Raw genomic sequence first — 12,564 nt, 5'->3', positions numbered from 1 at the left:
GTCAAGCGATCTCTGTCACGAAATCGACTGAAGGTTCAGACAGCGTTTAAAGGCTGCGGGCGTAACCGATGAGAGAGTGGTATGGTTCAGCACCTGTCTCCACGTGACTTTGATAAGGACGCGCGTCAGCCGCAACTGACGCTGGTGTCCTCGAACTTGTCCGGTACGGCGCTTGAAGACATGCCGGATACCATCGGCGGCGTGCTTCGGCGGGCGCGACTCGCGCGCGGTGCAAACTCGCTTGAGGAAATCGCCGAGGATTTACGCATTCGCCCGCATCTTCTGGCGGCGCTTGAAGCGGATGATTTTTCGCAATTGCCGGGGATCATTTATGCCGCGGGATTTTTGCGCACTTATGCCCAGTATCTCGGCCTCGATGCCGCCCCGCTTGTGGAGCGACTGAAGGATCAATCTGGCGTTCCGGTCAAGACCGCGCCGCTGGTGTTCCCCGAACCGATCAATGATCCGCGCATTCCGCGACTGTCTCTGGTGGCGTTGGCGGGTATTCTCTGCATTGCGGTTTATGGCGCCTGGTACAGTTTTTCCGGGCCGAGCACGACACGTGACATCGTGCCGGAACCAAGCCGCGAAATGGCCGAGCTTGCCCTCCCCGAGACGGCTGAACTTGAGCAAACGCCGGTGGCGCCACAGGCACCTGTGGCAGCATTTGCTCCGGCGGCGCCGGATCTGGCGACGCCTCCCGCAGCTCTGACGCCCCCTCCCGCCGCGCCCGTTGTTGCGGGCGAAGGTCAGATGCTGTTACGCGCGAGCGCTGACAGCTGGATTCGCATCACCGACGCCAATCGCAAAATCATCGCAGAACGCACCCTCAAAGCGGGTGAAAGCTTTGCCGTTGCAGGCAATGCCGGGTATCTGCTGCTGGCCGGCAATGCTGGTGGGCTTACGATCGTTGCTGGCGGCAAGTCCTATGGTCCACTTGGTGGCAATGGCGATGTGCGACGCAATTTCGCGCTCGATTCCGCGACCGTCGCTCAGAGTTTACCGGCTATTCCGTAACGGGACTTGCTCTTTTGGCCAGTTTTGCGCATGTTAGGGCCAATTTTCGGGCCCCTTGGCCCCGTTTAAACAGAGCCCGTTCATGAGCGTCCGACCCTATCGCGACATTTATCGACGCAAAAGCCGCCAGATCTTTGTCGGCAATGTGCCGGTGGGCGGCGACGCCCCCATCACCGTTCAGTCCATGACCAACACGCTGACGAGCGATGCGCGCGCCACCATCAAGCAGATCCTTGAGCTTGAAGAGGCGGGCATCGATATCGTGCGCGTGTCCTGCCCGGACGAGGAGTCGACGGCGGCTTTGGCTGAAATCGTGCGCGCGGTCAATGTGCCGGTGGTCGCCGATATTCATTTCCACTACAAGCGCGCCATCGAGTCGGCCAAGGCGGGGGCTGCTTGTCTCCGTATCAATCCGGGTAATATCGGCTCTGCGGCCCGTGTGCGCGAGGTGGTGCAGGCGGCGAAGGATTACGGCTGCTCCATGCGCATCGGCGTCAATGCCGGGTCGCTTGAAAAGCATCTGCTGGAAAAATATGGCGAACCCTGCCCGGACGCCATGGTCGAAAGCGCTCTCGATCACGCCCGCATTCTTGAAGACAATGATTTCACCAATTTCAAGATCAGCGTCAAGGCGTCAGACGTGTTTCTCGCCGTCGCCGCCTATCAGGGCTTGGCCGACGCCTGCGATTATCCGCTCCATCTCGGCATCACCGAAGCCGGCAGTTTGCGCGCCGGGACGGTGAAATCGGCCATCGGCATGGGCTCGCTCCTGTGGGCCGGGATTGGCGACACCATCCGTGTGTCGCTGTCGGCCGATCCGGTGGAGGAGGTCAAGGCCGGGTTCGAGATGCTGAAGACCCTCGGGCTTCGCCATCGCGGGGTCAGGATCATTTCCTGCCCGTCCTGCGCCCGTCAGGCCTTTCAGGTCATCAAGACAGTGGAAGTTCTTGAGGAACGGCTGGCCCATATCTCGACACCCATGTCGCTGTCGATCATCGGCTGCGTGGTCAACGGCCCGGGCGAGGCGCGGGAGACCGACATCGGCCTCACCGGCGGCGGTCAGGGCAATCACATGGTCTATCTGTCGGGCGTGGCCGATCACAAGATCGACGACGCGGGCATCATCGACCATATTGTCAGGCTCGTGGAACAGCGGGCCGCTGACATTGACGCGCAAGCGCTCGACACCGCCCCTGCCCTTTAGCGACAGTTTTTGGAGGATTTCCCCGTGGCCCGACTTCAGCCGGTGCGCGGCACTCATGATCTTTTGCCGGATGATGCCCGCCGTTTTCGCCATATCACCGAAACCTTCCGCAAGATCGCGGAACGCTATGGCCATCAGGAAATCGCCACGCCGATTTTCGAATTCACTGAAGTGTTCAGCCGCTCGCTGGGTGAAACCACCGATGTAGTGACCAAGGAGATGTATACCTTCGAGGATCGCTCCGGCGACTCGATCACACTCCGGCCCGAATATACGGCGGGGATCGCCCGCGCCTTTATTTCGAACGGCCTGCAACAGGAGGTGCCCTGCAAGTTTTTCGGCTGGGGCCCGATGTTCCGTCATGAACGGCCGCAGAAAGGCCGCTTGCGTCAGTTTCATCAGCTCGACGTGGAAATTCTCGGCGTCGGCGAACCTCAAGCCGATATCGAAGTGCTGGCGCTGGCCCATGATCTGCTGACCGCGCTTGGGCTTGGCGACAAGGTGACGCTGGAGCTGAATTCGCTCGGCGATCTTGAAAGCCGCACGGCTTACCGGGCGAAGCTTCTGGAGTTTCTGGAACGTTATGAAGCTGATCTGAGCGAAGACAGCCGCACACGCATGCGCAAGAACCCGCTCCGGGTGCTCGATTCCAAGGACGAGGGCGATAAGCGCATTGTCGCCGATGCGCCGTTGCTGATCGGTCATCTGAATGCGTCCTCGGCGGCGTTTTTTGCCGCTGTGCAGGATGGGCTCGGGGCGCTTGGGGTGCCTCATGTGGTCAATCCGCGTATCGTGCGCGGGCTTGATTACTACAGCCACACGGCGTTTGAATTCACCACCACGGCGCTTGGCGCCCAGGGCACGGTGCTTGCGGGCGGGCGTTATGACGGGCTCGTGGGCGAATTGGGCGGCCCTGCAACTCCGGGCATCGGCTGGGCCAGCGGGATTGAACGTTTGGCCATGCTGGTGGAAAATATGCCGGAGGCCCCGCGTCCGGTGGCGCTCGTGCCCGTTGGCGACGGCGCCGAGCGGGAGGCTCTGAAACTCGCCCATCAGTTGCGCCAGGCCGGGCTCATGATCGACCTCGGCTATAAAGGCAATATGGGCAAGCGCATGAAACGCGCCGACAAGATCAAGGCCCGCGCTGCGGTCATCGTTGGCGAGGATGAATTAGAGCGTGGCGTGGTCGCCCTCCGTGACCTTGATGCCGGAACCCAGAGCGATGTGCCGCTCGCCGATCTTGCCGCTGTTCTTGCGGCGTTGAACTGATTGTAAACTCTCATGATCCCTGAAGAACGCCTGACCCAGCTGATCGACCGCCATGGCTATCTTGAACATGCCATGGGCCGGGGCGATATGTCAGGGGAGGACTTTATCCGGATTTCCAAGGAATATTCCGATCTCGGGCCGGTGGTTGCGGTGGCGATTGAGCTGCGCCGGGTCCGGGGGGAGATGCGCGATCTTGAAGCCATGCTGAACGATCCCGGCACCGACCGCGACATGCGCGGTCTGGCCGAAATGGAACTGCCGGAGCTGAAGGCCAAGCTGCCGGATCTTGAGCATGAGCTGCAGATTCTGTTGCTGCCAAAGGATGCGGCGGACGAAAAAAGCGCCATTCTGGAAATCCGTGCCGGAACCGGCGGCGATGAAGCGGCGCTGTTCGCCGGTGATCTTTATCGCATGTACCAACGCTATGCTGCCCTTGAGGGCTGGACGTTCGAACCGATCAGCATGTCGGACAGCGACGTTGGCGGCTTCAAGGAAGCGATCGTCTCGGTCAAGGGCCGGGGTGTGTTCGCCAAGCTCAAGTTCGAATCCGGCGTGCATCGTGTGCAACGGGTACCGGAAACCGAGGGCGGCGGTCGCATTCATACCTCGGCGGCCACGGTGGCAGTGCTGCCCGAGGCCGAGGAGGTCGATATCCAGATCGATGACAAGGACCTCCGCATCGATGTGTTCCGGGCCAGCGGTCCGGGCGGGCAGTCGGTCAACACCACCGACAGCGCCGTGCGCATCACCCATTTGCCCACCGGCCTTGCGGTGCAGCAGCAGGATGAAAAGTCGCAGCATAAGAACAAGGAAAAGGCCATGAAGGTCTTGCGCTCGCGGCTTTATGAGGCCGAGCGCCAGCGCCGGGATTCCGAGCGTTCGGCCCTGAGAAAAGGCCAGGTCGGCTCGGGCGACCGCTCGGGCCGGGTGCGCACCTACAACTTCCCGCAAGGACGAGTGACTGAGCATCGCATCAATATGACGCTCTATAAGATCGAACAGGTGATGATGGGCGAAGGGCTCGATGAGCTTATCCTGGCGCTGATCGCGAGCGATCAGGCCGAACAGCTTGCCGCTCTTGAATCGGAAGGTTGAGCCTTTTGGCGGAGCGATCCATGACAGCGGAAGATTTCATGAGCCGCGCCATTGCCCTTGGCGCTTTATGTGAAAAAGCCGCGGGCGACCGCCCGTTCGGCGCGGTTGTCGTGCGCGACGGCCAGATCATCGGCGCAGGACGCAACCGGGCTGGCAGCCTCAAGGATCCGACCGCCCATGCCGAGCTGCTGGCTATTCGCGACGCCTGTGCCCGCACGGGGAGCGGCGATCTTTCGGGGGCCGAGATTTATGCCTCGGGTGAACCCTGCCCTATGTGCGCGGCGGCCATTGGCTGGGCGGGCATCGATCGGGTGGTTTATGGGGCTGCGGCGGCGTTGGCCGTCGAGCGTCGCAGCCCTGCAGTCTCCCGCCTGTTGAGCAGCGAGGCGGCGGCCATGATGGCCGCTTGGACCCGGCAATGAGCGCGACCACCGGCAGCCTTATCCGTGCGGCAACGGCACGGCTTCAGGCGGCAGGGGTGGAGGGCGCGCGGCTTGATGCCCAGTTGCTGATGGGCCATGTGCTTGGGCGCACGCGGCTTGACCTGATTGCCTATGATCGCGATCCGGTGACGGAGGCGCAGTTCCTGGCGTTCGAAGCTTTGGTGGCCCGCCGCATGGCGCGCGAGCCGGTGTCGCATATTCTGGGCCGTCGCGAGTTCTGGAGCCTCGACTTCGCGGTGACCGAGGCGACGCTTGCGCCGCGCGCCGACAGCGAAACCCTGATTGTCGCCGCACTTGAGTATTTCAAAGCCCGCGCCAAGCCGCGCCGGATCCTTGATCTTGGCACCGGCACGGGCTGTTTGTTGCTGGCCTTGCTGCATGAATTCCCGGATGCCTTCGGGGTTGGGGTGGACCGCAATCCGGCCACAGCGCGGGTCGCCCGCGACAATGCGGCGCGGCTTGGGCTTCTGTCACGGGCGGCTTTTTTGGTTGGCGACTGGGCGACGGCGCTCGGCGGTCCGTTCGATCTCGTGATCTCGAACCCGCCTTATATCGCGAGCGCGGACATCCCGGCGCTTGATCCCGAGGTTGCCCGGTTCGAGCCCCTTGGCGCCCTTGATGGCGGCGCTGACGGACTTGAGGATTACCGCAGACTTGCGCCGGATATGGGGCGGCTTCTTGCGGACGACGGTCAGCTGTTGTTCGAGATTGGCGCGACTCAGGGCAGAGAGGTGTCAAAGCTTGTTGAAACGGCCGGATTTCGGCATGTTGCGGTGCTCCGGGACCTCGGCGGACGCGACCGCGTGATCGACGCCTGCAAATAACCGTAAATAAATGTTGGAAATTGCTTAGGTGCAAGCTAGTGTAGGCTTCGCTGATCGGTTGATTTGCGCCACCCTGCCTTTGAGGCCGTGGCCCGCAGCCATCACGACCATCATGAATAGAAATATTGGTGCTGTCACGTTACAGAAGCCCGATTGCTTCTGTGTCCCGGACGCCGGGTTTTGTGCGGACAGCTTGGAATTACTGAAGTTTGCTAAATATGAGAAAAGGTCAGAATTCGCGCCGCCAACGCGGGCGTAACGGGGGTCCAACTGGTGGCCCCGGCGGTGGACAACGTCCTCCTATGGGTGGCGGCGGAAGCCGGCATCAGGGCGGCCACGGCGGACAAAGCGGCGGACAAAACGGCAATTACAATGCCGGTGGACGTCAAAAGCGTAGCAATCTTCTGGGCAAGCAGATCGAAAGCAACGGGCCGGAAGGCCGTGTGCGCGGGACTGTTCTCCAGCTTTATGAACGCTATAAAACGGCGGCTCGGGAAACCCAGGCGTCGGATCGTGTGCTGTCCGAGGTTTACGGACAGTTCGCCGAACATTATTACCGGCTCGCCTCTGAATTTGGCGCGTTCGAACAGGCCGAGGTCCAGCGCCGCGAAGGGTTCGAAGGCGAGGACGATGGCGACGATGAGACTGACGGCGATGGATCGTCCGAAACGGACGGTCAGGCTTCAAGCCAGCAATCCCATGTCAATGATCCGCAGTCTGGCGAGCGCCAGCAGCCGGATCGTTCGCAGGGTGATCGTTCGCAGGCAGATCGTCCACAGGGCGATCCTCAGCAAGCCGCGCAGCCGTCTTTCCTTAGCCCGGATCTCGAAACCGGTGTGCGCTCCAGCGCTTTCGCCGGCCAACCGGCCATCGTGCGCGAAAGCGTGATGCGCGAAGCGGCCCGCTCCGGCGACCGCTTTACGCCAGCCTCCCCAGTGGTGGCCCCAGTGGCGGCCGAGGAGCAGGAGAGTGGGATCGTTAGTGACAGCGGCGGAGATCTTTCCGAGCCCCGTCGCCGTGGACGCCCGCGCAAAGACGAAGTCCGTCGGGACGAGCCAGTGCGGCGGGAAGATAGCCCCCGTGCGGAGCAACCGCGTGTTGAGCAACCCCGTGTAGAACAACCGCGTCGGGAAGAGATGCGTCGGGAAGAGCCCCGCCGTGACGAACCCCGCCGTGACGAACATCGTCGCCAGGAACCCCGCCGGGAAGAACCCCGCCGGGACGAACCGCGGCGTCAGGAAGCTGGCCCGAGCTTTACCGCTGGATCGGCTCCGGGTTTCTTGTCCACGCCGTTCAAGTCGGCTTCGCGCAACGATGCCTTCAAGTCCTCGGTGCAAGTTGAGGTGGTTCGCCGCCGTCGCGTCCGGGCCGATGACCCGGCTTCGGCTGGCACTGGTTCGAGCAACGCTCCGGTTGAAACCCCGGCCAATGTTCCGGCCAGTATACCTGTCCAGGATGTGACCGAGCGGCCGATTGAAACGGTTGCGCCCGTTCAAACACAGGTTCAAGCACAGGTTCCTGAGGTTGCGGCGGATGAGGCTCCGGCCCCGCGTCGCCGTGGTCGCCCGCGCAAGAATCCCTTGCCGGTGGACGAGACCAATTAAGTCTCTGTTTTTCAGTTAAGTGATGACGGCCGCGTTTCCAGGAGCGCGGCCGTTTTCTGTTTTACGGGAAAAATTTTCGGCTGCCCCTTTTGTTGCACAACAGCAACATTATATGCCCTTAAGCAGCCGCGATCCGGCGCCGTGTTTTGTGTTGAATGGACGTTCCACGACCATAAGGGGATTTGAGGCATGGATTTCGAAAAATACACCGAACGCGCCCGTGGTTTCATCCAATCTGCCCAGGGGCTTGCCATTCGCTCCGGCCATCAGCGCTTCACGCCGGAACATCTGCTGAAAGTCCTACTGGATGACGAGGAAGGGCTGGCTGCCGGGCTGATCAAGGCGGCGGGCGGCGACGCGCGCCGGGCATTGCAGGAGGTCGAGCGCAAGCTTGAGGCGCTGCCGAAGGTCGAAGGTGCCGGGTCCGGGCAGCTCTATATGGCGCCCGAGACGGCGCGGCTTTTTGACAATGCCCAGAAAATCGCTGAAAAGGCCGGGGATTCCTATGTCACGGCGGAACGCTTGCTGCTCGCGCTTGCGCTTGAGAAGGGCACGGCCTCGGCCGATATTCTCGCCACCGCCGGGGCCAATCCGCAGGCGCTGAACGCCGCCATCAATGATATCCGCAAAGGCCGCACCGCCGACACGGCGACGGCCGAGGACGCCTATAACGCCTTGAAGAAATTCGCCCGCGATCTGACCCAGGCGGCACGTGACGGCAAACTCGATCCGGTCATCGGCCGCGACGAAGAAATCCGTCGCACCATCCAGGTGCTGTCGCGCCGTACCAAAAACAATCCGGTGCTGATAGGCGAGCCCGGCGTCGGCAAGACGGCGGTGGTCGAGGGACTGGCATTGCGGATCGTCAATCACGACGTGCCGGAAAGCTTGCGTGACAAACGCATCATGGCGCTCGACATGGGGGCGCTCATCGCCGGGGCCAAATATCGCGGCGAATTTGAAGAACGCCTGAAGGGCATTCTGCAGGAAGTAACCGCCTCCGAAGGCGAAGTCGTGCTGTTCATCGATGAAATGCATACCCTGGTGGGCGCGGGCAAGGCCGAAGGGGCCATGGATGCCTCGAACTTGTTGAAACCGGCGCTGGCTCGCGGCGAACTTCATTGCATCGGGGCGACAACGCTCACTGAATATCGCAAATATGTGGAAAAAGACGCGGCGCTTGAACGCCGGTTCCAGCCGGTACTCGTCAATGAACCCACGGTTGCGGATACGATCTCGATCCTGCGCGGGCTCAAGGAAAAATACGAGCTGCATCACGGCATCCGCATCACCGACAGCGCCTTGGTGGCGGCGGCGACTTTGTCGAACCGCTATATCAGCGACCGCTTTCTGCCCGACAAGGCCATCGACCTCATGGACGAAGCGGCAAGCCGCCTGCGCATGGAGGTCGATTCAAAACCCACCGACCTTGATGAACTGGATCGCCGGATCATCCAGCTCAAGATCGAACGCGAGGCGCTGAAAAAGGAAAGTGACGCAGCGTCGCGTGATCGTCTGCAAAAGCTTGAAAAGGAACTGGCCGATCTTGAGGAGCAGTCAGCGGACCTGACGGCGCGCTGGACGGTGGAGAAAAACAAGCTCGGGGCGTCGCAGAAACTTCAGGAACAGCTCGATCAGGCGCGCATTGAACTGGATCGCGCCCAGCGCGGCGGCAATCTTGCCCGCGCCGGCGAGCTTGCCTATGGCGTTATTCCCGAGCTTGAGCGCAAGCTTGCGGAGGCACCGGAAAAAGGTGGCGCCCTCCTCCGCGAAGCCGTGACCGAGGAAGATATCGCCGCCGTGGTCTCGCGCTGGACCGGGGTTCCGGTCGACAAGATGCTGGCCGGTGAACGGGAAAAGCTGTTGCGCATGGAAGACGAGATTGGCCGCAGGGTGATCGGTCAGCGTGACGCCGTGGTCGCCGTCTCGAAAGCCGTGCGCCGGGCCCGCGCCGGACTGAAGGATGAGAATCGGCCCATTGGCTCGTTCCTGTTTCTCGGCCCCACCGGCGTTGGCAAGACTGAATTGACCAAGGCATTGGCCAGTTTTCTCTTTAATGATGAGCATGCCATGGTGCGGATCGACATGTCCGAATTCATGGAAAAACATGCGGTGTCGCGTCTGATCGGCGCGCCGCCCGGCTATGTGGGCTATGAGGAAGGCGGCGTTCTGACCGAAGCCGTGCGTCGCCGCCCCTATCAGGTGGTGTTGTTCGACGAGGTGGAAAAAGCTCATCCGGATGTGTTCAACGTGCTGTTGCAGGTGTTGGACGATGGCCGCCTGACCGACGGTCAGGGCCGTACGGTGGATTTTCGCAACACGCTCATTATCCTGACATCCAATCTCGGTAGCGACATCCTGGCCTCGCTTGATGAGGACGAACCGGCCGATGCGGTCCGTGAGCCGGTCATGCAGGCGGTGCGCGCAGCCTTTCGGCCGGAGTTCCTCAATCGGCTGGATGAGATCATTCTGTTCCATCGCCTCGGCCGGGGGCATATGGGGGCCATCGTCGATATCCAGTTCGCTCGGCTGGCCAAACGGCTTGAGGATCGCAAAACCCTGCTGACACTTGAGCCGGAGGCGCGCGATTGGCTCGCCGCAGCGGGCTATGATCCGATCTATGGCGCGCGCCCCTTAAAACGGGCAATCCAGAAACATGTGCAGGATCTGCTCGCCGAAGAAATTCTCGACGGTGGCATCAAGGATGGTGACAGGGTTTTGGTCCGTCGCAACGGCGATGATCTTGCTCTTGATATTCAGCCCGGCATGCCGGAATAGCTGGTGAAAGCAAACTTGTCATTGCGAGGCGCAGCCGAAGCAATCCAGTCCCGCCATCGGCTCTCCATCGAAGGAAGGTCTGGATCGCCACGCCGCTTACGCGGCTCGCGATGACGAGGGGCCTTAACAGCAAAACGGGCCTCACATTGGGGCCCGTTTTTTATGCTGTTATCAGAGAGTGTTATCAATACCCGGCGCTTGGCGAGCCCTTGGGCAGGTCGGCCATGGCGACCTGGCTGTTCAGGGGCAAGGCGGCAATTTCAGTGTGCAGCGAGGCCTGATAGGTCTTGAACGAGGCCAGCTGACGACCGCCCAGTTCACGTCCCGTCGGTAGCTTCAGCGACAGCGGATTGACCTGGGTGTTCGCCGCCAGCACTTCGTAATGGAGATGCGGACCGGTGGACCGCCCGGTGGTCCCGACATAACCGATCACCTGACCCTGACGCACGCGGGTGCCGGGGCTGATGCCCGCAGCAACACGGCTCATATGGGCATAGGCGGTCGAATAGCTGTTGGTGTGACGGACACGCACATAATTGCCGTAAGAGCTGAACGGTCCGGCGCGTTCGATCACGCCATCGCCGGCGGCCATGATGGGCGTGCCGGTGGCGGCGCCGAAATCGACACCCTTGTGGACTTTGGTATAGCCCAGAACCGGATGACGGCGGCTGCCGAAGCCCGAGGTCAGGCGGGCGCCATCGATGGGCGTCTTCAGCAGGGATTTTTTCACGCTCTTGCCATTTTCATGGAAATAGTCGGCGCGATCCTCGCCGCCTTCCTGATAGCGATAGAGGGTGATGGGTTTGCCGCTCAAGGTCATTTTGGCGAACAGGATATTGCCATCCCGGGCTTTTTTGCCATCTTTTGAGACATGGCGGTCGTAGTAAAGCTCGAAGCTGTCGCCTTCCTTGATGTCGCGCTGGAAGTCGACGTCATAGCTGAAGATGCGGATCAGCTCGGCAATCACCGTCTGCGGCACATTCTGGCGTTTGGCGGACAGGAACAGGCTGTTATCAATGGTGCCGCCGGTCCTAAGCGCAACGCGGCTGAGCGGCGTGCGCTCCACATCGGCGTTCCAGACATTCTGATCGAGATTGGCGACCACACGATTTTCGAGATCGGCATCAAAGCTGACGCTTTCAATGCGCCCTTTGCGGGATCCGGTGAATCCCTTTTCGCGGGCGAAGGTCAGGGTCATGGCCTGACCGATCTGCATCTGGCGCGGATTGAAATGCGGGCGAATGGCGGCCAGAAGGTTATGTGCGTCCTCGCGGCTGACCCCGGCGCTGGTCAGAGCCCCAATAAAGGTCTCCCCGCGGCCGATGGTCACATCTTCGCTGAGTGATTCTGCAACTTGTGGATTGGTAACCGGAATATTGGCAGTCAGAACGGGGGTCGGTGCAAAGGCCAGAGTTTCTTCCGGCGATGTCGAATCGTCCGATCCGACTTTTGCCAGGAACAAACCAAATCCGGCAAGGAGGGCAATAGCGGCCGGGGCCACAAGAGGAGCCAAACGCCGCTTGACGCGGAGGCTTCGCCCTTCATTCCCCTGAACACGCTTATGCAACGCCATTCGACTACGCCTGTATATTATAAGATCAGTTTCAAGATCGACAGCGACGACGGTTCGGCAAAAACTGGCAAAACCACGTCACCCGGTAACGTATAAGGTCCTTTTCACACGAAACCGTGCAGCCATTCCCAGCATCGAAACAGTTTGTCTACATGCGCGGCAGGATGCGGTTGCATGTGATCAGACAAGTGATTTCGACTATGACCCGGAAATGGTTGATGAAACCTTTATGCTCCCGAAATGCCGATAGAGAGCATGACGATTCGGACAATAGCTGTCAACCGCTGCGGGCCGGAAAATCGCGGAAAATGCGGCTTTTGATGGAGAGTGCCGGCCGGCTTTCGGAGCGGCTTTCATAAGTTCAGGGAAACGCAGCCAAGATAAGGTAGCCCTGCACCGGGGTGAATCGCTGCCAGCTGCCGGGGAATCGCCTTCCCGCCCTCTGAAAATGGCGGATTCTGACAGAATGGGTCTGATCCACTCTTGCGATCCGCTGTTAAGGCCGTTCGCCAAAGTCCCTGATTTCAGGGGAATTCGAAAGTTTGACAGATTTTCATGACAAGCGCTTGACAGTCGGGTGGGGGGCTGTCTATAAGCTGCTCACCGACGACGAGGCGGTCAACACAGAACGCCTCGACAGTCGATTTGCTCATTGACATTGTAGATTGGAAGAGAAGTGCAGGCGGCGGGCTGGTCATTTATATGATTTGCTTGAAGCTTGCATCCTTTGAGCGTTGTTCGGGTTCAGTAAGCCCGG

At 60.8% G+C, this 12,564-nt stretch carries 9 protein-coding genes; 8 read left to right on the top strand and 1 reads right to left on the bottom strand.

Going from position 1 to position 12,564, the window contains the following annotated elements:
• The first annotated feature begins 81 nt into the window (after positions 1–81).
• From NYP16_RS00045 to clpB, 8 genes are all read left to right on the top strand, one after another.
• Positions 82–1,017, top strand: a complete 936-nt coding sequence (locus NYP16_RS00045) for a helix-turn-helix domain-containing protein (RefSeq protein WP_274942057.1) — start codon at positions 82–84, stop codon at positions 1,015–1,017.
• Positions 1,018–1,099: 82 nt separating this feature from the next.
• Positions 1,100–2,221 carry a flavodoxin-dependent (E)-4-hydroxy-3-methylbut-2-enyl-diphosphate synthase gene (ispG, locus tag NYP16_RS00040; protein ID WP_274942056.1) on the top strand — a complete coding sequence of 374 codons (1,122 nt, stop codon included), beginning with the start codon at positions 1,100–1,102 and terminating at the stop codon, positions 2,219–2,221.
• 24 nt (positions 2,222–2,245) lie between these two features.
• Positions 2,246–3,490, top strand: coding sequence for a histidine--tRNA ligase (gene hisS / locus NYP16_RS00035; RefSeq protein WP_274942055.1), 1,245 nt, complete (start codon positions 2,246–2,248; stop codon positions 3,488–3,490).
• 12 nt (positions 3,491–3,502) lie between these two features.
• Positions 3,503–4,585: a peptide chain release factor 1 gene (gene prfA / locus NYP16_RS00030; protein ID WP_274942054.1), complete on the top strand. Its 1,083-nt coding sequence runs from the start codon at positions 3,503–3,505 to the stop codon at positions 4,583–4,585.
• 20 nt (positions 4,586–4,605) lie between these two features.
• A complete protein-coding gene (locus NYP16_RS00025) occupies positions 4,606–5,007 on the top strand; it encodes a nucleoside deaminase (RefSeq protein ID WP_274942053.1) in 402 nt (133 codons plus the stop codon).
• On the top strand, positions 5,004–5,852 hold the full coding sequence (prmC, locus tag NYP16_RS00020; protein WP_274942052.1) for a peptide chain release factor N(5)-glutamine methyltransferase: 849 nt from the start codon (positions 5,004–5,006) through the stop codon (positions 5,850–5,852). Before NYP16_RS00025 ends, prmC begins: the two co-directional genes overlap by 4 nt.
• A 302-nt stretch (positions 5,853–6,154) precedes the next feature.
• Positions 6,155–7,456, top strand: a complete 1,302-nt coding sequence (locus tag NYP16_RS00015; RefSeq protein WP_274942051.1) for a DUF4167 domain-containing protein — start codon at positions 6,155–6,157, stop codon at positions 7,454–7,456.
• A 189-nt stretch (positions 7,457–7,645) separates the two neighbouring features.
• Positions 7,646–10,234, top strand: coding sequence for an ATP-dependent chaperone ClpB (clpB, locus tag NYP16_RS00010; protein WP_274942050.1), 2,589 nt, complete (start codon positions 7,646–7,648; stop codon positions 10,232–10,234).
• Positions 10,235–10,418: 184 nt separating this feature from the next.
• Here clpB and NYP16_RS00005 read toward each other — a convergent pair whose 3' ends face one another.
• Positions 10,419–11,807: a M23 family metallopeptidase gene (locus NYP16_RS00005; protein ID WP_274942049.1), complete on the bottom strand. Its 1,389-nt coding sequence runs from the start codon at positions 11,805–11,807 to the stop codon at positions 10,419–10,421.
• Positions 11,808–12,564: the final 757 nt, after the last annotated feature.

Source organism: Govania unica, from assembly GCF_027920805.1.
In the GTDB taxonomy this organism is placed as follows: Bacteria; Pseudomonadota; Alphaproteobacteria; order Sphingomonadales; family Govanellaceae; genus Govanella; species Govanella unica.
The sequence above is the reverse complement of the archived record's forward strand: the minus strand, read 5'-3'. Positions and strand labels throughout refer to the sequence as shown.

Coding starts and splice junctions, on each gene's coding strand:
- NYP16_RS00045 (WP_274942057.1), top strand. CDS start 82: ATGGTTCAGCACCTGTCTCCACGTGACTTTGATAAGGACGCGCGTCAG.
- ispG (WP_274942056.1), top strand. CDS start 1,100: ATGAGCGTCCGACCCTATCGCGACATTTATCGACGCAAAAGCCGCCAG.
- prfA (WP_274942054.1), top strand. CDS start 3,503: ATGATCCCTGAAGAACGCCTGACCCAGCTGATCGACCGCCATGGCTAT.
- NYP16_RS00025 (WP_274942053.1), top strand. CDS start 4,606: ATGACAGCGGAAGATTTCATGAGCCGCGCCATTGCCCTTGGCGCTTTA.
- prmC (WP_274942052.1), top strand. CDS start 5,004: ATGAGCGCGACCACCGGCAGCCTTATCCGTGCGGCAACGGCACGGCTT.
- NYP16_RS00015 (WP_274942051.1), top strand. CDS start 6,155: ATGGGTGGCGGCGGAAGCCGGCATCAGGGCGGCCACGGCGGACAAAGC.
- clpB (WP_274942050.1), top strand. CDS start 7,646: ATGGATTTCGAAAAATACACCGAACGCGCCCGTGGTTTCATCCAATCT.
- NYP16_RS00005 (WP_274942049.1), bottom strand. CDS start 11,807: ATGGCGTTGCATAAGCGTGTTCAGGGGAATGAAGGGCGAAGCCTCCGC.